Source organism: Parvibaculum indicum (assembly GCF_011762095.1).
Taxonomy (GTDB): domain Bacteria; phylum Pseudomonadota; class Alphaproteobacteria; order Parvibaculales; family Parvibaculaceae; genus Parvibaculum; species Parvibaculum indicum.
In genome coordinates this window covers 56,809-79,253 of record NZ_JAASQO010000014.1, presented here as the reverse complement: position 1 = coordinate 79,253, position 22,445 = coordinate 56,809, and the positions used below count along the sequence as shown (strand labels likewise).

At 64.3% G+C, this 22,445-nt stretch carries 23 protein-coding genes; 18 read left to right on the top strand and 5 right to left on the bottom strand.

The genetic code is table 11. The features are described from left to right. Nucleotides 1-69: 69 nt before the first annotated feature. A complete protein-coding gene (locus FHS78_RS16125; protein ID WP_167095403.1) occupies nt 70-1,281 on the top strand; it encodes an acyl-CoA dehydrogenase family protein in 1,212 nt (403 codons plus the stop codon). 206 nt (nt 1,282-1,487) lie between these two features. Here the strand turns inward: FHS78_RS16125 and FHS78_RS16120 are convergent, their stop codons facing one another. After that, nucleotides 1,488-2,114, bottom strand: a complete 627-nt coding sequence (locus FHS78_RS16120; RefSeq protein WP_167095402.1) for a TetR family transcriptional regulator — start codon at nt 2,112-2,114, stop codon at nt 1,488-1,490. A gap of 140 nt (nt 2,115-2,254) precedes the next feature. Here FHS78_RS16120 and FHS78_RS16115 point away from each other — a divergent pair, with 140 nt between their 5' ends. Continuing rightward, a complete protein-coding gene (locus FHS78_RS16115) occupies nt 2,255-3,172 on the top strand; it encodes an oxygenase MpaB family protein (RefSeq protein WP_167095401.1) in 918 nt (305 codons plus the stop codon). 30 nt (nt 3,173-3,202) lie between these two features. After that, the gene (locus FHS78_RS16110; protein ID WP_167095400.1) at nt 3,203-4,405 is read left to right on the top strand and encodes an acyl-CoA dehydrogenase family protein; all 1,203 of its coding nucleotides are present in this window, start codon (nt 3,203-3,205) and stop codon (nt 4,403-4,405) included. Between the two features lie 623 nt (nt 4,406-5,028). On the opposite strand, the gene FHS78_RS16105 is transcribed toward FHS78_RS16110, so the two are convergent. Together FHS78_RS16105 and FHS78_RS16100 are read right to left on the bottom strand one after the other, a co-directional pair. After that, nucleotides 5,029-5,469, bottom strand: coding sequence for a MaoC/PaaZ C-terminal domain-containing protein (locus FHS78_RS16105; protein ID WP_167095399.1), 441 nt, complete (start codon nt 5,467-5,469; stop codon nt 5,029-5,031). Nucleotides 5,470-5,848: 379 nt separating this feature from the next. Then, complete coding sequence (locus tag FHS78_RS16100) at nt 5,849-7,069, bottom strand: acetyl-CoA C-acyltransferase (RefSeq protein WP_167095398.1); 1,221 nt, start codon at nt 7,067-7,069, stop codon at nt 5,849-5,851. A gap of 354 nt (nt 7,070-7,423) precedes the next feature. Between FHS78_RS16100 and FHS78_RS16095 the strand changes: the two genes are divergently transcribed. Then, the gene (locus FHS78_RS16095) at nt 7,424-7,921 is read left to right on the top strand and encodes an OmpA family protein (RefSeq protein WP_167095397.1); all 498 of its coding nucleotides are present in this window, start codon (nt 7,424-7,426) and stop codon (nt 7,919-7,921) included. Nucleotides 7,922-8,072: 151 nt separating this feature from the next. Here the strand turns inward: FHS78_RS16095 and FHS78_RS16090 are convergent, their stop codons facing one another. Further along, on the bottom strand, nt 8,073-8,489 hold the full coding sequence (locus FHS78_RS16090) for a secondary thiamine-phosphate synthase enzyme YjbQ (protein WP_167095396.1): 417 nt from the start codon (nt 8,487-8,489) through the stop codon (nt 8,073-8,075). A gap of 93 nt (nt 8,490-8,582) precedes the next feature. Here FHS78_RS16090 and FHS78_RS19705 point away from each other — a divergent pair, with 93 nt between their 5' ends. After that, the gene (locus FHS78_RS19705; RefSeq protein WP_167095395.1) at nt 8,583-9,041 is read left to right on the top strand and encodes a hotdog domain-containing protein; all 459 of its coding nucleotides are present in this window, start codon (nt 8,583-8,585) and stop codon (nt 9,039-9,041) included. After that, nucleotides 9,038-9,481, top strand: a complete 444-nt coding sequence (locus FHS78_RS16080; protein ID WP_167095394.1) for a PaaI family thioesterase — start codon at nt 9,038-9,040, stop codon at nt 9,479-9,481. Before FHS78_RS19705 ends, FHS78_RS16080 begins: the two co-directional genes overlap by 4 nt. Nucleotide 9,482: 1 nt before the next feature. On the opposite strand, the gene FHS78_RS16075 is transcribed toward FHS78_RS16080, so the two are convergent. Beyond that, nucleotides 9,483-10,220 carry a transglutaminase-like domain-containing protein gene (locus FHS78_RS16075; protein ID WP_167095393.1) on the bottom strand — a complete coding sequence of 246 codons (738 nt, stop codon included), beginning with the start codon at nt 10,218-10,220 and terminating at the stop codon, nt 9,483-9,485. Nucleotides 10,221-10,494: 274 nt separating this feature from the next. Between FHS78_RS16075 and FHS78_RS16070 the strand changes: the two genes are divergently transcribed. The 12 genes from FHS78_RS16070 to FHS78_RS16015 all read left to right on the top strand — a co-directional run bounded on the left by FHS78_RS16070 (nt 10,495) and on the right by FHS78_RS16015 (nt 22,428). Continuing rightward, on the top strand, nt 10,495-11,346 hold the full coding sequence (locus tag FHS78_RS16070; protein WP_167095392.1) for a MaoC/PaaZ C-terminal domain-containing protein: 852 nt from the start codon (nt 10,495-10,497) through the stop codon (nt 11,344-11,346). Nucleotides 11,347-11,518: 172 nt separating this feature from the next. Continuing rightward, a complete protein-coding gene (locus FHS78_RS16065; protein ID WP_167095391.1) occupies nt 11,519-12,760 on the top strand; it encodes a methyltransferase domain-containing protein in 1,242 nt (413 codons plus the stop codon). 46 nt (nt 12,761-12,806) lie between these two features. Continuing rightward, nucleotides 12,807-13,259: a styrene oxide isomerase gene (locus FHS78_RS16060; protein WP_167095390.1), complete on the top strand. Its 453-nt coding sequence runs from the start codon at nt 12,807-12,809 to the stop codon at nt 13,257-13,259. 213 nt (nt 13,260-13,472) lie between these two features. Continuing rightward, nucleotides 13,473-14,582, top strand: coding sequence for a type I restriction endonuclease (locus tag FHS78_RS16055; RefSeq protein WP_246220548.1), 1,110 nt, complete (start codon nt 13,473-13,475; stop codon nt 14,580-14,582). Nucleotides 14,583-14,737: 155 nt separating this feature from the next. Next, a complete protein-coding gene (locus tag FHS78_RS16050) occupies nt 14,738-15,589 on the top strand; it encodes an energy transducer TonB (protein WP_343041996.1) in 852 nt (283 codons plus the stop codon). A gap of 77 nt (nt 15,590-15,666) precedes the next feature. After that, complete coding sequence (locus FHS78_RS16045; RefSeq protein WP_167095388.1) at nt 15,667-16,725, top strand: GlxA family transcriptional regulator; 1,059 nt, start codon at nt 15,667-15,669, stop codon at nt 16,723-16,725. Next, nucleotides 16,715-17,344, top strand: coding sequence for a DJ-1/PfpI family protein (locus FHS78_RS16040; RefSeq protein ID WP_167095387.1), 630 nt, complete (start codon nt 16,715-16,717; stop codon nt 17,342-17,344). The genes FHS78_RS16045 and FHS78_RS16040 overlap by 11 nt, the downstream gene beginning before the upstream one ends. A 61-nt stretch (nt 17,345-17,405) precedes the next feature. After that, a complete protein-coding gene (locus tag FHS78_RS16035; protein WP_167095386.1) occupies nt 17,406-18,437 on the top strand; it encodes a hypothetical protein in 1,032 nt (343 codons plus the stop codon). A gap of 94 nt (nt 18,438-18,531) precedes the next feature. After that, nucleotides 18,532-19,500: an alpha/beta hydrolase gene (locus FHS78_RS16030; RefSeq protein ID WP_167095385.1), complete on the top strand. Its 969-nt coding sequence runs from the start codon at nt 18,532-18,534 to the stop codon at nt 19,498-19,500. A 176-nt stretch (nt 19,501-19,676) separates the two neighbouring features. Then, on the top strand, nt 19,677-20,555 hold the full coding sequence (locus FHS78_RS16025) for a crotonase/enoyl-CoA hydratase family protein (RefSeq protein WP_167095384.1): 879 nt from the start codon (nt 19,677-19,679) through the stop codon (nt 20,553-20,555). A 27-nt stretch (nt 20,556-20,582) separates the two neighbouring features. Further along, nucleotides 20,583-21,494 carry an acyl-CoA thioesterase gene (locus tag FHS78_RS16020; RefSeq protein ID WP_167095383.1) on the top strand — a complete coding sequence of 304 codons (912 nt, stop codon included), beginning with the start codon at nt 20,583-20,585 and terminating at the stop codon, nt 21,492-21,494. A gap of 13 nt (nt 21,495-21,507) precedes the next feature. Next, entirely contained in the window at nt 21,508-22,428 is a 921-nt protein-coding gene (locus FHS78_RS16015; RefSeq protein ID WP_167095382.1) for a thioesterase family protein, read from the top strand. The last annotated feature ends 17 nt before the right edge of the window (nt 22,429-22,445 follow it).

The following is a 22,445-nucleotide window of genomic DNA, read 5'->3' as shown; positions in this document are numbered from 1 at the left end:
GGCAGGCCGAACAAGGCATTGCCGCCAAAAGAACAACAAAAGCCGAATAAAGAAAGAGGGAGGATCATCATGGATCTCGCCATGCGGGAAGAGGATGTCGCGTTCCGGGACGAGGTGCGCACATTCCTGAAGGAAAACCTCACGGACGATCTGAAAGCCCATGCGAAGCTGACGCCCGGCATTCTGGCCGACCAGGATTTGCGGGTGGAATGGCTGAAGCGGCTCCACAAGCGCGGCTGGGCGGCGCCGAGCTGGCCGAAGAAATATGGCGGCGCGGGCTTCAACGTGATGCAGCGCTTCATCTGGGCGTCGGAATGCTCCGCCGCGGGCGCGCCGGCGGGCTCCAATATGGGGCTTTCCATGGTCGGGCCGACGCTGATGGGCCACGGCACCAAGGAACAGCTCGACCATTACCTGCCGCGCATTCTCGACGGCACGGACTGGTGGTGCCAGGGCTATTCGGAACCGGGCTCGGGCTCGGACCTTGCCTCGCTCCAGTGCAAGGCGACGTCGGACGGCGACGACTACATCATCAACGGCACGAAGATCTGGACCACGGGCGCGCATCAGTCGAACAAGATGTTCTGCCTCGTGCGCACCGACCCGAACGCGGAAAAGAAGCAGCAGGGCATTTCCTTCATCCTGATCGACGAGTTCCCGGCGGAAGGCATCACCATCGACCCGATCATCACGCTGGCGGGCGACCATGAAGTGAACCAGGTCTTTTTCGACGATGTGCGCGTGCCGAAGTCGAACCGCGTCGGCAAGGAAAACGAAGGCTGGACGGTCGCGAAATATCTGCTCGAATTCGAACGCGGCGGCGCGGCGCATGGCGCGGCGCTGCGCAATGCGCTGAACAGGCTGCGCAAGATGGCGAGCACCGAAAACGCCAGCGACGGCGCCAAGCTGATCGACGATCCGGCCTTCCGCCGCAAGATCGACGAGACGGAAGTGGAAGTGACCTCGGTGGAGTTCACCGAACACCGCATCATGTCGCAGCTGTCGAACGGGCAGAACCCGGGCGCGGCGGCCTCGATCATCAAGCTCAAGGGTGCCGACACCAACCAGAAGATCACCGAGCTCGCGGTGGAGGCGATCGCCTATTACGCACAGCCCGATGTGCTCGAGGCCCGCACCTGGGGCGCGAATGTGCCGCCGGTGGGACCGGACCATACGCTGATGGTGATGCCGAAATATCTCAACACCCGCGCGCAGACGATCTTCGGCGGCTCGAACGAGGTCCAGCGCAACATCATGGCGAAGGCCGTGCTGGGGCTTTGAGGGCACCCTCACCGTTCTGCGCCTCACCCTGAGGAGCGGACGCAAGTCCGCGTCTCGAAGGGCGAGGCGCAAAGGCGTGCCGCCCTCCTTCGAGACGGGCCCGCGGCCCTCCTCAGGATGAGGTTGTCGTTTGCCGCGACCGCCAACGGGTTCCGGGTTCCCGGCTTTCGCGGGGACAGGCGCCGGGATGACACCGAGGGTGTGGGTTACGCCTCCGGATCGCGCCCGACCGCCATGCGGTAGGTGAGGCGGGCGAGTTCGCGCGTGAGCATTTGGCGGCGTTCGGGGCCGATGTCGAGGAAGGCGATCTCGAGCAGGGCGTTGTAGAGCATTTCCGAAATCAGCCAGGCGTCCTCCTCCGGCATGGGCAGGTCGAGCGCGCCGCCCGCCGCGATGCGTACGCGCTGGGAAAGCGCGGCCATCGCCTCGCGCGAAGACACCATGACCGGCAGTTGCGGCACGAAGGGCACCTGACGCAGCAATACGCGAAAGACGGCGCGCTCTTCCACCAGCGAGCCGACGGCCACCGTCACCATGTGCCGGACGCCCGCCCATGGATCCTCCATCCGGCTCGCCTCGGCGAAGGCCTGCTCCATATTCTCCACCACGCCCGCCATCAGCCGGCCCGTGAGTTCGGCGACCACCGCCTCCTTGTTGGGAAAGAAGTCGTAGAGCGTGCCGATGCCGACGCCCGCCTGCTCGGCGATGCGGTTGGTGGTCAGATCCTCATATCCGCGCCGCGCCAAAAGCCGAGCCGTGGCGTCCAGTATCGCATCGAAACTGGCCCGGGAGCGGGCCTGTTTCGGCCTTTTTTTGGCTTTATATTCAGTCACTTGGCGCCTTTCCGGCGGAACCGTGAGAGCGGCCTTCGGCGCGCTTCCAAATCCGAGTTTTCCGAGTAATTACTTGGATTATATTGAGGGGAGTTCGCGGCATGCAAATGCCGTCAGGAATCCGGCGGAGGAGGCCATCCATGTCAGTCCAGAGCGACACCCCCATGCTGAAACGCGACCATGCCGAAACGGCACCGCGCGCGCGCAAATCCGGATCGCCGTTTCCGGGGATCGATTTCCTGAGCCCGGAAGGCGATCCCGGCCTGCTGGGCCCCGGCTCCATGGGCTGGAAGGTGAGCGCCAATCCGGTGGTGAGCGCGGTGGGCGGGATCGCCGCCGTGATCCTCGAACTGTCGGAAAAGCATGTGCGCGCGGGCGTGTGGGATCACTCGACCTTCAAGGTCGACCCGATCAAGCGCATGGAGCGCACCGGCATGGCGGCGGCCTGCGTGACCTATGGCCCGACCAAGGTGGCCGAGACGACCTTCGACCGCGTGACGCGCATGCATGAGCGCGTGACCGGCACCACGCATGACGGCGACCCCTATCGCGCCATGCAGCCCGAACTGCTGACATGGGTGCATGTGACGGCGGCCTGGGGCTTCCTCAATTCCTATATCCGCTATGCCGACCCGAAGCTCTCGCTTGAGGATCAGGACCGCTATTTCCGCGAGGGCGAAATCATCGGCAAGGGCTTCGGCGCGGAATGGGTGCCGACCTCGAAGGCGGAGGCGGAAGCCTATATGGAGGAGATGACGCCGAAGCTCTATGCGAACGAGACGGTGCACGAATTCCTGGCGCTGGTGCGCAATGCGACGCCGCTGGGCGCAGCAGGCAAGCCGATGCAGCGGCTCGTGACGCAGGCGGCGATCGATCTTTTGCCGAAAAAATTGCAGGACCAATGCGGCGTGCAGGTGTCGCCTTTCGTCAGGCCGACGGTACGTCCGATGGTGCGCGCGCTGGCCGGTGCCGCAGGGTCGGCCGTCCGCCGGATGCCCGACACGCCCGCCAATCAGGCTTGCCGCCGGATGGGAGTCTCGACAGACTGCCTGCGATAGCTCACATCCGACAGCGACAGAAGAAGAACAATGGATCTCTATTTCAAGCCCGAGGACGCGGCCTTCCGCGACGAGGTTCGCGCCTTTCTCGACGAGAAGCTGACGCCGGAACTGCGCGAGGCGGGCAAGCTCACCACCTCGGTCTTCACCGACAAGCAGTGGAATCTCGCCTGGCAGAAAGTGCTCTACGAGAAAGGCTGGGTGGCGCCCAACTGGCCCGCCGAATATGGCGGTACGGGCTGGACGGAGATGCAGAAATATATCTTCGCGTCGGAATGCGCGCGGGCGGGCACGCCGCATCTGTCGCCCATGGGGCTTCGCATGTGCGGGCCGATGCTGATGAAGTTCGGCACCAAGGCGCAGAAAGAGTTCTACCTGCCGCGCATCCTTTCCGGCGAGGACTATTGGTGTCAGGGATATTCCGAACCCGGATCGGGCTCCGACCTTGCCTCGCTGCAATGCAAGGCGGTGCGCGAGGGCGACGAGTATGTCATCAACGGCACGAAGATCTGGACGACGCATGCGCATTTCGCCAATCGCATGTTCTGCCTGGTGCGCACCGACAATTCGGGCAAGCCACAGGAAGGCATCACCTTCGTGCTGATCGACATGGACACGCCGGGCATCAAGATCGATCCGATCATCACGCTGGCGGGCGAGCATGAAGTGAACCAGGTCTTTTTCGACGATGTGCGCGTGCCGGCGACGAACCGCGTGGGCGAGGAAAACCAGGGCTGGACGGTCGCGAAATATCTGCTGGAGTTCGAGCGCGGCGGCTCGTCGGCGCCGGGGCTTTGGGAAGGCGTCGAAAAAATCCGCGCCGTCGCCTCCGCCGAGAAGGCGGGCACGGGCGAGCGGCTGATCGACGACGGCACGTTCTCGCGCAAGCTCTCGGAAGCCGAGATCGAACTCAAATCCATCGAGATGACGGAACACCGCGTGATGGCGGAACTGGCGGGCGGGAAGAACCCCGGCCCCGCCTCCTCCATGCTCAAGACCAAGGGCACGGAGATGCGCCAGCGCCTCGACGAAATCGCCATCGAGACCATCGCCTATTATGCGGGCGTGGATCAGATGGATGCGCGCGAGCCCGGCTCCAATGTGGCACCCATCGGGCCCGCGGACGGCATGGTCTTCATGCCGAGCTATCTCAACAACCGCGCCGCCTCGATCTATGGCGGCTCGAACGAGGTTCAGCGCAACATCATGGCGAAGCTCGTTCTGGGACTCTAACCTCCCGCCCTCAGCTGCCTCTTGGGGGAGAGGGCACTTGCGCCGGGACCTTTCGGGGTTCCGGCGCTTTTTTTGGTCTGTCGATACTCGCAGTCCCTCATGTCACCCTCAGCGAACGTAGATGCCATGTCTTTCTGTGAAATCTGATGGAGCCTTGCACGCTTCACTATGGCGCTGGATCACATCCATCGACTTCATGTGGAGATAGTCATTCGCTGGATTTCGGTTACTTCTCATTGCCAGGTGACGTCTCTCGATATCGAGAGCTTCTACACGCGAGACCAGTTCAGACCATTTTCGATTTATCTCATCGTTCATGCTGCCAACTTTTTTGCTGCTCGAAGCAAGCCCTACAGCCACGCTGTCGTCGGAAAAATAAAAGACAAGAAAAAATGCGTCATCCCGGCCCTCTTTGCATGTGAAGGTGGCCGGGATCCATTAGCAGTTGCTGCGGCAGGCGGATTTTGCGAGTGGGTCCCGGCTTTCGCCGGGATGACACCGGAGTTTGACGCTGCCGCGTCGTGCCTCGTTCCGGCGCAAAGACGTGGATGGCCCGGCAGGATGACACCGAGGGGAAAACCACCTCATGTGTCCGCGCCGCCGATCATGTCATCTTCTGCTTCTCATCCGTTTCTTGCGATGAGAAGCGTCGTGATCTGGGTGAAGATCGTTTCGCCGTCCCGGTTCATCAGGATGTGGCGGTTCTTCACCACGCCCCGGTCGGGCTTCGACGAGGAGGGTTTGGTCTCGATGCATTCGATGGCGAGGCGGAGCGTGTCACCGAGCCTTGCGGGCTTGAGAAAGCGGACCTCGTCATAGCCGAGCGCACCAATGACGGCGGTCTCTTCGGGCAGGCGCGCGGCGAGCCAGAGCACGACCGCCTGGATATGCGTGCCGCAGGCCGTCAGCGTGCCGTAGACGGATTTTGCCGCGGCCTCCTCATCCACGTGAAAGGGCTGCGGGTCCCATTTGCCCGCGAATGAGACGATCTCGTCGCGCGTCATCTCGTAGGATGCCGGAATGTCGTGACGTTCCCCGATTTCGAAATCGTCGAAATAGCGCATGGTTCCTCCCGTGGATGCTTGTGCGCGCAGCATACAGGCGATGCGGGCCGGAAAGGAAAGACAGATGCGTCACCCCGGCTTCATGCCGGGGTCCAGGGCCGCATGCACGGCGCTTGTCGCCCCTGGGTCCCGGGACAAGCCCGGGATGACACTGAAGGATGAAAAAAGGCCTGCGGGGTTATCCGCAGGCCTTGAATCGTTTCGGGTCGCAGCGCCCGCTGAAATCGCTCAAGCGATTTCAGCGATAGTTAGTTCATGGGCGCTTTTGCGGTCTCTTTGAAATCAGAAGATTTCAAAGAGACCCGCGGCGCCCGCTGACATCACCTTCGTGATGTCAGCAACTTTGAGTCATGGGCGCCTTAGCCGTCCTGTTTCGAGATTAGAAAATCTCGAACAGGCCGGCGGCGCCCATGCCACCGCCGATGCACATGGTGACCACACCGTATTTCACGTTCTGGCCGGCGGCCTTGCGGCGCTGGCCTTCGAGAAGGATGTGGCCGGTGCAGCGGGCGCCGGTCATGCCGTAGGGATGGCCGATGGCGATGGAGCCGCCATTGACGTTGTACTTCTCCGGGTCGATGCCCAGCGTGTCGCGGCAGTAGAGGCACTGGCTGGCAAAGGCTTCGTTCAGCTCCCACAGGTCGATGTCGTCGACCTTGAGGCCCGCGCGCTCCAGAAGGCGCGGCACGGCGAAGACCGGGCCGATGCCCATTTCGTCGGGCTCGCAACCGGCGACCGCGAAACCGCGGAAGGCGCCGAGCGGCTTCAGGCCGCGCTTCTCGGCTTCCTTGCCTTCCATGATGACCACGGCGGCGGCGCCGTCGGAAAGCTGCGAGGCGTTACCGGCGGTGACGTACTTGCCTTCCTTCACCTTCTGGCCGCCCTTGAAGACCGGCTTCAGGCCCTGGAGCGATTCCAGCGTGGTGCCGGGACGGTTGCACTCGTCGCGATCGACAAGATAGTCGACGATGGTTTCTTCGCCGGTTTCCTTGTTGACCTGCTTCATCTTGGTCTGCATCGGGACGATTTCGTCCTTGAAGATGCCGTTTTCCTGCGCGGCGGCGATACGCTGCTGGCTGCGCAGCGCATATTCGTCCTGCGCCTCGCGGGAGACGCCATAGCGCTCGGCCACGAGTTCGGCCGTTTCCAGCATCGACATCCAGAGCTCCGGCTTGGTGGCCATCAGATGCTCTTCGGTGATGTGGTTGAGGTTCATGCCGCCGAGCTGCACCAGCGAGATGGACTCGACGCCCGCGCCGATGGCGACCGGCACGCCTTCATTGACCACGCGGCCCGAGGCCATGGCGATGGTCTGGAGGCCCGACGAGCAGAAACGGTTGACCGTGGTGCCGGACGTCGTGACCGGGCAGCCGGCCCAGATGGCGGCGGTGCGCGCGACGTTCTGGCCCGTGGCGCCTTCCGGCTGGCCGCAGCCCATGATCACGTCCTCGACGTCGCCCGGCTCGATGCCCGCGCGCTGGACGGCGTGCTTGATGGCGTGGCCGCCCATCGCGGCGCCATGGGTGATGTTGAAACCGCCGCGGCCGGACTTGGCCAGGCCGGTACGGGCGGTGGACACGATCACTGCTTCTCTGCTCATGGGGGCTCTCCCGAAAATCTGCTTCTGAATGAGGCGGGTGTTCCAAAGCCGGCTGCGAAGGTCTTGGTGCCTTTTTCGAACCCGCCTTTTGGGGCCGCAACATAACGGGCCGGACGGGGGGCGCAAAGCGGAATCTCCCCGCCAGGGCCGGTCGGCGCTACGTCAGGCGGGGTGAACAATCCGCGAATCCGGCGTTCCGCCGGAGAGGCCCGCCGCAGAATCGCCTCAAAATTTCCCACCTTACGCCGGTTCCCCCACTCTCCCCGGCCACATTCGCAGCCCAGATTTGCAGCATCGAACAACTGGTTTCGCAGAAATGCACCGGCACTTCCGCCGGGCAGGAAGGGGCGAGAGATGAAACGGATGCTGACGCTGACGGCCATTACGCTGACTGCCGCGACCATTGCCGCGGGCGCGACGACGCTTGCCGCGACGGGGGCGCTGGCGGCCGGACCCCATAGCGCGTCGGAGCAGGATCTGACGCGCAGCCCCGTGGAGGAGCGCGCGGTCGTCATCACCGCCATGGCGGCGACCGGCGGCTATTCGCCGGTGGTGCTTACCCAGAATGACGGGAAGCAGATCACCTATCCGATCTATTTCCGGAAAAACGGCGCCGCCCTGACCGACGAGGCCCGCCGCGCCATCAACGCGGCCGCCGAGGAAATAGAGGTCGGCGGGCTGCAGCAGATCACGGTCTCCGCCGCCGGACTCGACGCTTCCGAACATGCGCCGCGCGAGCTGACCCGCAAGCGCCTGTTCTCGGTGGTGGACGAGCTTGAAAAGGCCGGCGTGCCGACGCGCTGGATCGGCGTGGTCCAGCCCGGCCCGCGCAGCACGGCCCCCGGCGTCTGAAAGACACCGCCCGCCGACAAATAAAACGCACAGCATTTCCGGTGTCCTGGTCTTGCCCCCCAGTTTGAAAGGGCACCGGAAGAAAAGGGCCCGGCCCACACCCCACCCCCCGGACGGGCCGGGTCCTTTTCACGCCTTTCGAGCCGCCCCCTCACTCGCCGATCAGATGCAACGCCAGTTCCCGCCGATGGGGCCTGTCGCGATGCTCCACGAGATAGATCCCCTGCCAGGTGCCCAGCGCCAGACGGCCGCCGATGAGCGGTATCGCCAGATGCGTCTGGGTGAGCGCGGCGCGAATATGGGCGGGCATATCGTCGGGCCCTTCCGCGTCGTGCCGCCAGCCGCCGTCGCGGGGCGCCAGCCGGTCCAGCGCATCGCCGAGATCGGCCAGCACGTCCGGATCGGCGTTTTCCTGAATGAGGAGCGAGGCCGAGGTGTGGCGGATGAAAAGGGTGAGCAGCCCTTCGCGCATCCCCGCTTCGCCCGCCCAGCGCAGGATGTCGCGCGTGACGTCGGTGAAGCCCTGCCCCTTCGTCTCCACGGCGATGATGCCGGTTGCCTGTTTCATGAGGGAAATCGCCCTTTCCGCATGTTTCTTGTGCCGCGCCGATCCAGAGGTTAGACAAACGCCGTCTTCCACCTCCAGTCCAGACAGTAGCTTGTGACCGATTTCACCTATCCCCCGAAAGACCCCGAGCTGGCCGGCGAGCCGATCCGCGAGACCGGATATGGCGCCTATACCGGGCCGATCCACCGCCAGCAGCGCCCGGACGGCGTGCGTTTCGCGATGCGCATTGCGCCGCATCACCTGAACGGTATCGACCGGATGCATGGCGGCATGACGATGTCGCTCGCCTCGCTGGCCATGGGCGAGGCGGCGCAGGCCGAGGCGGCGGCGCGCGCGCCGGGGATGCGGGCCAGGACGCTTTCGTTCAATTGCGATTTCGTGAGCGCGGGCGAACTCGGCGACGTGGTGACGGGCGAGGCGGAGGTGACGCGCGCGACGCGCAGCGTGCTCTTCCTGTCCGGCCGGTTCACGGTGGGGAGCCGCATATTGATGACGGCCAGCGGCATTTACGGCCTGGAGAGCGAGCCGGGCGAAAACGGGGGCAAGGCATGAGCGGGCGCAAGACATATCCCTCCCCCGTCTCGCGCGCGGCGCCGGAAGGGTTCACGCCGACGGACCTGGGCGATCCGTTCGAGGCGCATGTGGGGCCGCTTTTCGAACGCGAGACCGACGACGGCACGCGCGTCGCGGCCTTTTATGTGGATGAGCGCCATCTGAACGAATATGGCGAGCTGCATGAAGGCATGCTGATGACCTTTGCCGACGCCTATCTGGGCGGCGCGGCCCATCGTGCCACGGAGGGCAAGAGCTGCGTGACGCTGAGCCTGCAGGCCAGCGTGACCGGCACGGCCAGAACGGGCGACCTCGTCACCTGCCGCACATGGGTCGACCGCAAGACGCGGGCGATCGTCTTCATCTCCGGCAGCTTCACCGTGGGAGAGGAAACGGTGATGACGGCGACGAGCCTTTGGAAGGTGCTGGGCGAGCGGTAGGCTATTCCGCCGCGGTGGCGATGCGGCCGGGGGCGTGGCGCAGCGCTTCGCAGCGCGCATTGGCGGCGGAGACGAAGGCGGGCATGAAGAGACGCGCCAGCAGGCCGACGCGGTTCCAGCCCTCCGCCTTTTCGTGGAACTCGTCGATGTCGCGATAAAGCCCGCGATCGGTCGCGCTGAACGCCTCCACCGCGCCATTGTCCACGAACTGACAAAAGGCGTCGCGGCGGCCGTCCCAGACGGACAGGCCGTCGATATGCACGCCATAGCCGATGAGCCGGCCTTCCCGGCGCAATCTGGCCCGGCCCGCCTCGGCCATCGCCAGGTCGACGGCGAAACTGTCGACGCGCACCCAGCCCTCGTCGAGCAGTACCTCGACATAGCAGTGATCGGCAAAGGGCGCGCGCAGCGCCATGACGCCATGGAGGATGTCCGCCGAGACGTCCACGAAATGCTGACGGGCGGGAATGCCCAGCGCGCGGAGCAGCGCCACGAAAAGCGTCGATTTGGTCAGGCCGTATCCGATGCCCGCCTTCAGCACCTGCGAGGCGGACTGGTCGTACATCTGGGCGCAGAAGCCGAATCGGATCTCGTCGCGAACGTAATCGTGCAGACGGATCGCCGCCTCACGCGCCGTCGCGGCATCGCCGACACGTTCGGCCAGCGCGCGCAATCCGGCGTTACGGTGATCGACCTTCGCGGTCGCCTCCAGATAGTCGGGCTCGGACATGGCCGCCATGGCGGTTCGCTCGCGAGTTGCACGGGTTGGGCTCGGCGCGGCGGGACATCGAAGGGCAATCGCCGCAGCGAATCATTCTTCATGGATGACATGAGTCTGTTACGGGTTCGCGACGGTCGCGGCACGGCGGCGCGAAATAGTCGTCAGACGCTTCAAACAACGCGCATTATTGGCCAGTCCACGGTCTTGCGCCGCCCTCCCGTTCGCGCTTTGCTAGCGCCCAACAGACAGGGCCCCGCCGTCAGGGGCCGGAGAAAACGGGGAGAAGAAGATAATGGCGATCAATTACGATCACCTCATGTCGCTGAAATCGACCGGTCAGGAATTCAGCTATGGCGACCGCGAAACCATGCTCTATGCGCTGGGCGTCGGCTTCGGGCGCGACCCGATGGACGAAAAGGAACTCTCTTTCGTTTACGAGAAGAACCTGAAAACGGTGCCGACCATGGCGACCGTGGTCGCCTGGGGCGCCGGCCCGATCGCCGACAGCGGCATCAATTACATGATGGTGGTGCATGGCGAGCAGAAGCTGACGCTGCATCGTCCGCTGCCCGCCGCCGCGCAGATCACCGCCGACAGCCGCGTCGTCGGCGCCTGGGACAAGGGCGAAGGCAAGGGCGCGATCATCGTCACGGAGACGGTGATTTCGGAAAAGGGCAAGGACAAGCTCTGCACGCTCGAATCCACCATCTTCGCGCGCGGCGACGGCGGTTTCGGCGGTCCGCGCGAAGGCGCGCCGCAGCCCCACCAGATCCCCGACCGCGCGCCGGACCAGACGGTGGAAGCGGAAACCAAGCCTGACCAGGCGCTGCTCTATCGCCTGTCCGGCGACCGCAACCCGCTTCACTCCGACCCGGAATTCGCCAAGGCGGTCGGCTTCGACAAGCCGATCCTGCACGGACTGTGCACCTATGGCACCTGCTGCCGGGCGATCATCTCCTCGGTCTGCGATTACGACGCGGCGAAGATCACGGGCTTCGACGTGCGCTTTTCCGCGCCCGTCATACCCGGCGACAAGATCGCCGTCGATCTGTGGAAGGACGGCAACACGATCTCCTTCCGGGCGCGCGTGCCGGAACGCGACGCGGTCGTCATCAATAACGGCAAGTGCACGCTTGCGGGCTAATGGGGACAGGCTGACGGAAGCCGGTTCAAGCGTCGGCCGAATAAAGCCGCTTGCCGGAACGGCATTTCGGGACCATATAGGCAATTGGCCGGGGCAGATCGCCCCGGCCTTTTTTCGGTCGGCACCCCGTTCGTTCGATATGTGCCGGCCCTGTTTGTCGGATAAGCGGCAAATGCCCCTGCCCCATAGCGAAGACGGCTCACCGGATGCCGAACCGGACCATATTCTCGACAGTCTCGACCGGCTGATTGCCGAGGGCGAGAAAGAGGCCGCCATTGCGCTTGCGCTGAAGGCGGGGACCGCGAGCGCGGAGAGCCGGTTTCACGGCGAATTGAGCGAAAGGCTGATCGAACTCGGCGCGGCGGAAGATGCCGTGACGATGCTGGAGCGCCTGCGCGCAAACGGCATGGCGGGGCCGCGCCTTCTGACCCTGCTGGGCCGGGCGCAAAGCCTCGCAGGACGGCACGGGGACGCCATCGAAACGCTGAGGGAGGCCTGCTATCTCGACGGACGCTCCGAGGACGCGCTGATCGCATTGGGCGAAGCGCGCCTTCAGGCCGACGAAACGCCCGAAGCGATTGCCGATTTCGAACGCGCGCTGCGCATCCGGCCCGGCGATGCGCGGGCGCATTTCCGCCTCGGCGAGGCCTGGGCGCAGGTGGACGAACCCGCCCGCGCCGCGCACCATTTCAAAATCGCCAAAGAAGCCGATCCGGCGGACAGACGGGGCGCGGCGATCCGGCTGGCCGAACTCGACCTGGCCCCGCCGCCCACCAAGGCCTCCAACAGCTATGTGCGGCATCTCTTCGACGGCTATGCGGCGCGCTATGACGTGCATATGACCGGCGCGCTGAGCTATCGCGGCCCCGATCTCCTGTTTGCCACGGCGGAGAACGCCTGGGCGGCGAGCGGCGGGGCGCCGACCGGCGGCGAGGCCATCGATATCGGCTGCGGCACGGGACTTTCCGGCGCCGCCTTCAAACCCCGCTGCCCGCATCTGACCGGGATCGACCTCTCGCCCCGCATGGCGGCGGCGGCCATGGCGACGGGGCTTTATCGCGAGGTCGTCGTGGGCGAGGCCGTGAGCGTGCTCGAGAGCTTTCCCGCCCGCTTCGATACCGCCATCGCCTGCGACACGCTGATCTATATCGGCGAGCTCGACCCGATCTTCACCGCCCTTGCCCGTGTGCTGACGCCGGGGGGATGGTTTTTCTTTTCCAATGAAGAAGCGGAGGGCAAACCGGAAGCCGGTTATGAAATCGGGCCGTCGCGGCGCTTCCGGCACAGCGAAGCCTATTTGCGCGGGATGGCCGAGCGGCACGGCTTCGAAGTCCATGCCATCGAGCGCTGCGCGCTCAGGACCGAGAGACGGGTGCCGGTCTCCGCCTTCACCTGCGCCTTCCGCCTCGGCTGAGGGCCCGCTATGCTCTCCCTCAAGAAGAAGAGGGAGGGGATCATTCATGACCAACAGAACATTCGGACTGCTCGTCGCCAACGGGGCGCTGGTGCTGCTGGCGGGCTTTGCCGCCGGCTTTCCCTATGGCGCGGTTGTCGGGCAGACGCTCGACCCGTCCATGCCGCAGGCGATCCCGGGGACGATCCGCGCCTGGCGCATGGCGCATATGGAAGGCGTGCTGAACGGCATGCTGATGATCGCCGCCGCAGCAGCCGCGACGAAACTCGCGCTGAGCGCGACCGGCGAGAAGGTGGTCTTCTGGGGGCTCGTGGTGTCGGGCTGGACCAATGTCGTGGCTTCCACCCTCTCCGCGCTGACGGGCGGACGCGGCACCGGGGTGACCGGGTTCGACTGGAACACGCTCAATTTCCTGCTTTTCATGGCGGGGATCGTGGGCGCCATCGCCGCCGTCGTCACGCTGGCGCGGGCGGGACTGGCCGTGGCGCGGGGAAACTAAGGACCAAGCATATAGTCCCCTGCCGCTACCTGCCTTATCTACCTAAAGCGATAGCCTTTTAGGGGATTCAACGATCCACGCGTAAGTCGTGACACTGGTTTCTGTGCCGACCTAAAGTCTGGCTTGCCTATTTGTTGTGCTTGTCATTTAGGCTGTACTTACCCTAGCGTAGTCCAAAGGCTCAAAGCCTTCACAATCCGGGGGGAGATCATCATGACAATCGAACAGCAGATTCGAACACTTTCCGATCGAGTCCGCGAGCACTCGGATTCGATGGGAACAGAGGAAGCCGTCAAGACCGCCGTCGTACTCCCTTTCTTCCAGGCCTTGGGGTATGACGTTTTCAACCCCGCCGAAGTCATACCGGAATTAACAGCCGACGCTGTCGGCAAAAAGGGCGAGAAAGTCGACTACGCCATAAAGGTAGACGACCAAATACGCATACTGGTCGAATGCAAACCTATTACCACTCAATTGCAGAAATCACATCTTGCGCAACTCTTTCGCTATTTTACCGTTACCAGTGCGAAATTCGCCATTCTAACCAATGGGCGTGAATTCCAGTTTTACAGCGATTTGGAAGAGCCGAATAAGCTGGATGGCAGACCGTTTCTTACGATTGATCTCGCGGAGTTTTCTAACCTCGCCCTTTCCGAACTGAAAAAATTCGAGAAAGCCGAGTTCGACGTCGATGGCATCCTCGCCAGTGCAGAACGCCTAAAATACACTTCTCTCTTTAAGTCCGAGATCGCCGCCCTGATCGACAACCCGTCAGAGGATTTTGTCAAACTTATCGCGGCAAATATCCATGAAGGGCGCTTTACCTCTCAAATCGTCGAGAAATATACCAACCTCGTCCGCGCAGCATTTCGAGAAGTCATTCGGGATTCCGTGCAGAATCGGCTGTCTTCAGCTCTCGCAAGTTCAGAGGGACATGCCGACGACATCATGGATGACGAGCAGCACGAGGAAGAAATCGTCACCACAGAGGAAGAGCGTGAAGGCTTCCTCATGGTCCGCGCGATTGTCCGCGATACAATCGACTCAAAGCGAGTAACAATTCGCGATCAGAAAAGCTATTGCGGTATTCTCATCGACGACAACAATCGAAAACCACTGTGTCGGCTCCACCTGAACCGTTCGGTTAAATACATCAGCCTTTTCGATTCAGGATCGGAAGAGCGCATTCCGATTGGGTCACTAGACGATATATACAATGTAGCCGAGCGCCTTCGCGCGACCGCTGCGAAATACGCTCCCAAATCCAAGGCCAATGCATCAGCACCGGTCGCGCCTACCGATGAGCCGCCCACATCCCCGTAAGAAAGGCTAGTCTGGCGGCTGCAGTTGACCTCATCCTTGCTCACACCCCCTGCCCAGCGACAAAAATCCCATTTTCGCCGCCTTGTTTGGGAGAGCGGGCCGCCACATGATGCCTTTCCGTTGATGGCGTCGCCGGAGATCTTCGTATTTTGAGTGTGGTGAGCGCAGGCAAGGCAGAACTCGGCCGCATCGTGCCGGGACGACAGGGCGGGCCGCGACGGCCGCGCCGTGCCGATATGCCTTTTGTGCTCGGCCTGGCGGTGGGCCTTGCGATCAATCTTGCGCTTTTGATGGCGCTTTATTTCCGCGCCGATCCCGAGATTCCCCCGCGCGAGCCGGACGCCATTCCCGTGGAACTGGTGCAGCAGCCGCCGGCCCCCAAGCCGCAACCCCAGCCGCAACCCCAGGCGCAGACCGAACCGGAAAAACCCCGGCCCGATCAGCCGAAGATCGACACAAAATATATGCGGTCGGGCGGCGATGCGCAGGACGAGCCGCTGGGCGCACCCGAAACCGGCGCGCCCGACGCCGAAGAAAAGCCGGAGGAAGCCGAAAAGCAGACGGAACAGGCCGAGCGGGACAAGCCGGAGAAACAGGCGGAAAATGAAGACAAGGGCGCCGCGGAAAAGCGCGACGAGCCCATCGGCCCGCTGCCGGCCTGGGCGCGGCATGTGACGCAAGGCTATGGCGCCACGCGAACGAGCCGCGGCGCGAGCGCAAGCGGCCCCCGGGGCGGCGGCAACCTCTATCTCAACAAGATGCGCGAAAAGATCAGCTCGGTCCTCGGCAGAATGAATGTCGGCCTGCCGAGGCATCCGGCCGAATTTTCGATCACGGTCGCCCAGAACGGCTCCGTCGTCGATGTGAAGATCGTGCAGTCCTCGGGCGACGAGGCCTTCGACCAGGCGGGATATGCCGCGATCGTCCGCGCCGGTCCGTTCGATCCCCTGCCGAGCTATATCGACGGCGAGTATGTGGAAATCACTTTCACCTTCACGCCGCAATAGGCCGCGACCGCCGTTTGGCGGAATTTGCCTGTCTTTTGTCATTTCTGCCAGAGACGCGCCGGGCTAGGCTTCCGTCCATGAACAGGAAACCAGCCAATTCCGCCCCCCCCTCCCCCCGCCGCGTCATGACGATCGGCTATGAGGGGGCCAATGTGATCGACATTGCCGGGCCCGTTCAGCTTTTCGCCTCGGCGCGGGGAGCGGACGGGCGGCCCGCCTATGAGGTCGAACTCGTATCGGCGGAGCCCGGCGCGGTCGCGACCACGAGCGGGCTCGCGCTGCAGGCGGACCGCTCCATCGGGCAGGTGACGGACGCCGATCTCGACGGGCTCGACACGCTGCTCGTGTCCGGCGGCGACGGCAGCCGGGGCGCCATGCATGACAAGCGGCTGACGGATTTCATCGCCCGCGCCGCCGCCCAGGCGCGGCGGACGGCCTCCATCTGTACCGGGGCGATATTGCTGGCGGCGGCGGGGCTTCTGAAGGGCAAACGCGCCACCACCCATTGGGCCTATGCGGAGATTTTCGCCGCGCGGTTTCCCGACATAACCGTCGATGCGGATGCGATCTATGTGCGCGACGGCGACATCTGGTCGTCGGCGGGTGTGACGGCGGGCATGGACCTGGCGCTGGCGCTGATCGAACAGGATCTCGGGCGCGACACGGCGCTGACGCTGGCGCGGCACCATGTGATGTATCTGATGCGGCCGGGCGGGCAGTCGCAATTTTCCGCCGAGCTGGCGGCGCAGAGCGCCGAGGATGCGCGCATCGCGAAAGTGTGCCGGCATATCGCCGACCATCCGCAGGCGGAACTTTCCGTGCCCGCGCTTGCCGCGCTTGCCGCGATGAGCGAGCGGAGTTTCGCACGGCACTTCACGCAGGAAACGGGGTTCACGCCCGCGCAATTCGTGGAGCGCGCAAGGGTGGACGCCGCTTGCCGCGCGCTTGCCGGCGGCCATGCCGCGTTCGACGCCATCGCCCTCGACAGCGGGTTCGGCACGGGCGAGCGGATGCGCCGGACCTTTCTGCGCCATCTCGGCGTGACGCCGCAGCGCTATCGCGAACGCTTCCGCACGGCCGAACGGCCCCTGTCCGGTTCCCTTTCCCCCAGCCCAGGAGACATGCATGTCCAGTGACACCAAGCGCCGCCAGATCGGCCTCGTTCTTTTCGACGATGCGGAGGAACTCGATTTCGTGGGGCCCTTCGAGGTTTTCACCATGGCCAATGAAGTGTTCGGCCATCTGGGCGACGAGGCGCGGCACGAGGTGCTGCTGATTTCGGAAAGCGGCAAGCCGGTGCGCTGCGCCAAGGGCATGGAGATCGCCGCCACGCACAGCTTTGCCGATGCGCCGCAACTCGACATTCTGCTCATTCCCGGCGGCAACGGCACAAGGCGCGAAGAAACCAACCAGCCCATGCTGGATTTCCTCAAAGCCCAGGCGAAGGGCGCGGAATGGGTGACGAGCGTGTGCACCGGCTCGCTGGTGCTGGGGGCGGCGGGCCTGACGGACGGCAAGCGCGTCACCACCCATTGGGCATTCGTGCCCGACCTCCGCAAACGCGGCTATGCGGGCGAGGTGCTGGAGGCGATCCGCTATGTGCGGGACGGCAATCTCGTCACCTCGGCGGGCGTTTCCGCCGGGATCGACATGGCGCTCTGGCTGACGGGGCAGCTTTACGGCCCCGACCATGCCCGCCTCACCCAGAAGGCCATGGAATACGACCCGGCCCCGCCCTATAGCGCGGCGGTGTAAGGCGGGCGGTGTAACAGAATCGCCCGACGCGCTATCCTTCCTGGAAAACAGGGAGGAAAGAATGACCAGCAAGCAGGACCTTGCCGGATGGCGGGCCAGCGCGGAGATGCATCAACGCTATATGACGGGGATGCTGATCCGCGCCGCCGCCTTCAAGGGGGCGGAGGCGTCCACCGAACTCAATTTCCGCACCTTTCGCACGCAGCACAACGAGAAGTTCAAGGCGGGGATCGAGAGCCTGGGCCTTGGCGGCCTGCCGCATGCGGTGGCCTGTGCGCAATATATCTATCTCGCCAATCATGTCGGCGGGGTGAAGTGCGAGTTCATTCCCGAAAGCGACAAGAAGGCCTGGGTACGCTACCTGCCACCGCGCTGGGTGTGGGAAGGGGCCGCCATCTGCGCGGTGCCGAACGACACCAGCATCGCCTTCATGCGCGGCTTTCATGCGCAATGCGGGGTGACGCTCGGCAACCCCAGGCTCGGTTTCGTCTGCACCAAGATCACCACACGCTGCGACCCGTGCCTTGAAGGCTATTTCATCGAGGAGGACCGCCCGCTCGGCGACGAGGAACGCCTGCGCTTCCGCTTCGACGAGGACGGGCCGGACCCCGATCCGGCGAAACTGCCGCATGTGGACTGGACGGAAGAGCGCATGGTGAAGGCCAAGCGCAATTATGCCGTGCAATATATCCGTACCATGCTGCCCGCCGCCGTGTCGCTGTTCGGCGAAGCGGAGATGCGAACGCTCTGCCATGAAGCGGCGCTGCTGATCGGCATGCAGACCTATGACTCGACCGCCGAAACGCTGGGCGTGGCGGGGAAGGATGCGGCGAGCTTTGCCGACTATCTGGCGGCCATGCTGGCGGCGGGCGGCGACCCGGTGACGCGCGAACAGGATGGCGAGGCCGCGATCCTGCGGACGGCGAGCTGGCGCATGATGGACGGCAAGGAGGGCGTGACGCCGGCCTGTTTCGATGCGTGGAACGGACTGTGGGAAGGCGCCAAGGCCGCGCATAACCGGCGGCTGACGCTCGATGTCACGCGGCGCATGGATGAGGGCGCGGATTGCTTCGAGTGGCGCATCGCCCCCTGAGGCATCGCCGCCGCGCATCGTCGCCGGGCATTAGACGCGGCCCGAAAAATCCGGTCTATTAAGACGCAAGAACAACACTCGCAGGGAAAACAAGATGTCAGGCAGCAATCCGTTCGATCCGTCGCTTTTCGGTCCCGATGCCGAGAGCGAGGAGACGAAGACCATCAACCAGGTCATCATCGACACGCTGACGGGCGGGCCGGAATGGTGGGAGGTCGGCGCGCAGGAAGTGCGCGATGCGCGCGACCGGGGCGAAGGCCCCTTCCCGCTCGCGCCGAAATCGGAGCGGGCGCGCATCATCGAGATCGACGGCAAGGCGGGCAACAAGATCCCGCTGCGCGTGATTGCGCCGGAAGGAACGCCCAAGGGCGTCTATCTGCATCTTCATGGCGGGGGCTGGGTGCTTGGCGCATCCGACCAGCAGGACCCGATGCTGGAACGGATCGCCGACCGGACGGGGCTCGTCTGCGTGAGCGTGGAATACCGCCTCGCGCCGGAAAACCCCTGGCCCGCGGGCGGCGACGATTGCGAAAGCGCTGCCGTGTGGCTCGCCAAGAACGCCAAGTCGGAATTCGGCACGGACGTCATGACGATCGGCGGCGAAAGCGCGGGCGGCCATCTGTCCGCCGTCACTCTGCTCAGGATGCGCGACCGGCACGGCTATACCGGGTTCAAGGGCGCCAATCTGGTCTTCGGCGCCTTCGACCTCACCATGACGCCGAGCCAGCGCGCCTTCGGCGACGAGCGGCTCATTCTGCGGACCGTGGATATCGAGAAGTTCCGCGATGCGACATGGCCGGAGACGCAGGATTTCGGCGATCCGGCCATCTCGCCGCTTCATGCCCGGCTCGACGACATGCCGCCCGCGCTCTTCACCATCGGCACGCGGGACGCGCTGCTGGACGACTCGCTCTTCATGTATACGCGCTGGATCGCGGCGGGGAACAAGGCGGAGCTTGCCGTCTATCCGGGCGGGGCGCATGGTTTCATCGCGTTTCCGGGCGAGCTGTCGAAAGCGGCGAACGACCGGATGGACGACTTCCTGAAGGGTATTGTCGGGTAGGGTCCGCGTCCACGGTCGGATCGCCCTCCCAATGCCGTCATGCCGGACCCGATCCGGCATCCATAGGATGACTGCGACAGGACGCGACGCCGCATGGATTCCGGCCTCCCTGATGTGCAAAGGCGGGCCCGGAATGACGACGATGGGATATCCGACACCCACAAGGAGAGCACGCCATGCCTTTCGAGCATATTCTCTACGAAACGCAGGATCGCATCGCCACCATCACGCTGAACCGGCCCGACCGGCTGAACGCCATCGCGTCGGGCCTGCCGCGCGAGCTGGCGCAGGCGGTGCAGATGGCCAATGACGACGACGATGTGCATGTCATCGTGCTGACGGGCGCGGGCCGCGCCTTTTGCGCGGGCTACGACCTGAAGGATTTCGCCGAGGCGCCGCGCGGCAATCGCGGCACCGGCACGCCGGAGGGCGACGGACGGCCCTGGGACCCGATGGTCGATTTCAACATGATGTATGCGAATACGCAGGACTTCATGTCGCTGTGGCGGAGCCATAAGCCGACCATCGCCAAGGTGCGCGGCTTTGCCGTGGCGGGCGGCTCCGACATTGCGCTTTGCTGCGACATGGTGGTGATGGCGGAGGATGCGAAGATCGGCTATCCGCCGGCGCGCGTCTGGGGCTGCCCGACGACGGCCATGTGGGTCTATCGCCTCGGCCCGGAAAAGGCCAAGCGCATGCTGCTGACCGGCGATCTCGTGACCGGCAGCGAAGCGGAAGAGATGGGCCTCGTCCTCGAAGCGGTGCCGGAAACGGAACTCGATGCGCGCGTGGACGAACTCGCCAAACGCATGACGGGCGTGCCGCGCAACCAGCTCATGATGCAGAAGATGATGGTGAACCAGGCCTATGAGAATATGGGCCTGCAGACGACGCAAATGTTCGCCACGCTGTTCGACGGTATCACACGGCATTCGCCGGAAGGCGTCTGGTTCAAGCAGCGTGCCGAGGAAGTCGGCTTCCAGCAGGCGGTGAAGGAACGCGACGGCGGCGAGCCCATCGCCGAGGGCGTTTCCCGGTCGACCTACAAGTTCTGACGTTTCCAGAGTATCCAAGCCATCCGAATGAACGGTCTTATCGACACATATCGCGGTTATGTCTCTTTGCAGGAATGCGACGAGATGGGCCATATGAACATCCAGCATTATGTAGGCAAGGCGTCGGATGCGCATTTCAACCTGCGCGCGGCGCTGGGGCTCGGCTATGAGCATCAGGCGCGCGAGCGGACGACCTATGTCGCGCTGGAACATCACATCCGCTTTCACCGGGAGCTGCGCGCCAGCGACCTCGTGCTGATCCGCTCGGGCATCGTGGAAATGCGCGACAAGACGATGCGCGTCTATCAGGAGGTGCGCGAGATACTGGACGACCGGCTGGCGGCGACGCTGACGCTGGATGTCGGCCATTTCGACCTCGACAAGCGCAAGCTGACGCCATGGCCGGCGCATGTGCGGGAAAAGGCGACCGAGCTGACGACCGGGCTGCCGGACCATGCCGCGCCGAGATCCCTCCCCGCCGAGACGCTGACACGCGACATCTCTCTTGCGCGGGCCGACGAACTCGGCATGGCAGAGACGAACCGTTCCGCCGTGGCGCCATGGGAATGCGATAGCAACGGCCATATGAATACGCGCTTCTTCATGGCGCGGGTGTCGGACGCGCAAGGTCATATGTGGGCGCATGCGGGGCTCGGGCGGCATGAGCAGGCGGCGCGCGGGCTTGCCACCGCGACCGTCGAAACGCGGCTTTCCTACAAGCGCGAGCTGATGGCCGGGCAGACCATCGTCGTGCGCACACGGATCGAAGCCGACAGCGAACGCACGCTGCGCTACCGGCACTGGCTCTTCAACGGAGAAACCGGCGAACCCGCCTTCGAGGCCGCGGGCGCGGGGCTTCTCTTCGACAAATCGACACGCAAGGCCGTGACGCTGCCCGACGACGTGAAGGCGCGGCTGGCCTCCCTGAACAACAAGTAACGGAAACACGAAAATGAGCGGGATGACCGAACTGGCGCGCAACGCCGTGCAGACCTGGGAATGCGACCAGATGGGGCATATGAACGTGCAGTTCTATGTCGAGAAGGCGACGCAGGGGCTCGCCGCGCTGGGTGTGCATCTGGGGCTGGGGCCGCGCTTCGTGACGAGCGAAGGCGCGCGGCTTTTCGCGACGGACCATCATGTGCGCTTCCTGCGCGAGCAGCGGCCCGGCGCGCCCTTCTGGCTGCGCGGCGGCGTGCTGGAGGTGCGGGATTATTCGCTGCGCATCTATCAGGAGATGGTCGCGACGGCGAGCGGCGATGTGGCGGCGACCTTCACCGCCGATGTCGAACTGCTGGACGAACTGACGCGCGAGACGAAGCCGCTGCCCGCCAAGGCGAAGGAAAAGGCGAAGGCGCTCATGATCGAGTTGCCGCCACATGGCGCGGCGCGCGGCCTGACGCTCTACGAACCGCGCAAGGCGCCGACGCTTCAGGAGGCGGACGGGCTCGGCATGGTGCATACCTATCAGGGCGAGGTGCAGGATGCGCAATGCGACATGCAGGGGCGTCTCGTCACGCGGCACTATATGGGCATCGTGTCGGACTCCATTCCGAACCTGCTGGCGCAGACGCGCGGCGAGGACCGCTCCCAGACGCCCACGGTGGGCGGGGCGGCGCTCGAATATCGTTTCATCTATCGGGGACACCCGAATGCGGGCGATGTGCTGACGCTGAGAAGCGGGCTCAAGGACGTCGGCAACAAGACCTATACCTGGTGCCACTGGCTGTTCGACCTCGAAACGGGCAAGGCCGTGGCGACCGCGGAAGCCGTCGCCATTGCGCTCGACCTCGAGACGCGCAAGGCCATTGCCATTCCGGACGAGATGCGGACGCAGCTTGAAGGGCTGGTGATCGAGGGGCTCGGGGTCTGAAGCCTTATCCGGTAACC

Excerpts from the sequence above, each read along its gene's own strand:
- FHS78_RS16090 (WP_167095396.1), bottom strand. The coding sequence starts at position 8,489 with ATGAAACAGGCAACCGGCATCATCGCCGTGGAGACGAAGGGGCAGGGC.
- FHS78_RS16065 (WP_167095391.1), top strand. The coding sequence starts at position 11,519 with ATGCCCCTGCCCCATAGCGAAGACGGCTCACCGGATGCCGAACCGGAC.
- FHS78_RS16035 (WP_167095386.1), top strand. The coding sequence starts at position 17,406 with ATGACCAGCAAGCAGGACCTTGCCGGATGGCGGGCCAGCGCGGAGATG.
- FHS78_RS16110 (WP_167095400.1), top strand. The coding sequence starts at position 3,203 with ATGGATCTCTATTTCAAGCCCGAGGACGCGGCCTTCCGCGACGAGGTT.
- FHS78_RS16055 (WP_246220548.1), top strand. The coding sequence starts at position 13,473 with ATGACAATCGAACAGCAGATTCGAACACTTTCCGATCGAGTCCGCGAG.
- FHS78_RS16070 (WP_167095392.1), top strand. The coding sequence starts at position 10,495 with ATGGCGATCAATTACGATCACCTCATGTCGCTGAAATCGACCGGTCAG.
- FHS78_RS16030 (WP_167095385.1), top strand. The coding sequence starts at position 18,532 with ATGTCAGGCAGCAATCCGTTCGATCCGTCGCTTTTCGGTCCCGATGCC.
- FHS78_RS16095 (WP_167095397.1), top strand. The coding sequence starts at position 7,424 with ATGAAACGGATGCTGACGCTGACGGCCATTACGCTGACTGCCGCGACC.
- FHS78_RS16075 (WP_167095393.1), bottom strand. The coding sequence starts at position 10,220 with ATGGCGGCCATGTCCGAGCCCGACTATCTGGAGGCGACCGCGAAGGTC.
- FHS78_RS16105 (WP_167095399.1), bottom strand. The coding sequence starts at position 5,469 with ATGCGCTATTTCGACGATTTCGAAATCGGGGAACGTCACGACATTCCG.
- FHS78_RS16020 (WP_167095383.1), top strand. The coding sequence starts at position 20,583 with ATGAACGGTCTTATCGACACATATCGCGGTTATGTCTCTTTGCAGGAA.
- FHS78_RS16045 (WP_167095388.1), top strand. The coding sequence starts at position 15,667 with ATGAACAGGAAACCAGCCAATTCCGCCCCCCCCTCCCCCCGCCGCGTC.
- FHS78_RS16100 (WP_167095398.1), bottom strand. The coding sequence starts at position 7,069 with ATGAGCAGAGAAGCAGTGATCGTGTCCACCGCCCGTACCGGCCTGGCC.
- FHS78_RS16040 (WP_167095387.1), top strand. The coding sequence starts at position 16,715 with ATGTCCAGTGACACCAAGCGCCGCCAGATCGGCCTCGTTCTTTTCGAC.
- FHS78_RS16025 (WP_167095384.1), top strand. The coding sequence starts at position 19,677 with ATGCCTTTCGAGCATATTCTCTACGAAACGCAGGATCGCATCGCCACC.
- FHS78_RS16015 (WP_167095382.1), top strand. The coding sequence starts at position 21,508 with ATGAGCGGGATGACCGAACTGGCGCGCAACGCCGTGCAGACCTGGGAA.
- FHS78_RS16060 (WP_167095390.1), top strand. The coding sequence starts at position 12,807 with ATGACCAACAGAACATTCGGACTGCTCGTCGCCAACGGGGCGCTGGTG.
- FHS78_RS16115 (WP_167095401.1), top strand. The coding sequence starts at position 2,255 with ATGTCAGTCCAGAGCGACACCCCCATGCTGAAACGCGACCATGCCGAA.
- FHS78_RS16125 (WP_167095403.1), top strand. The coding sequence starts at position 70 with ATGGATCTCGCCATGCGGGAAGAGGATGTCGCGTTCCGGGACGAGGTG.
- FHS78_RS16080 (WP_167095394.1), top strand. The coding sequence starts at position 9,038 with ATGAGCGGGCGCAAGACATATCCCTCCCCCGTCTCGCGCGCGGCGCCG.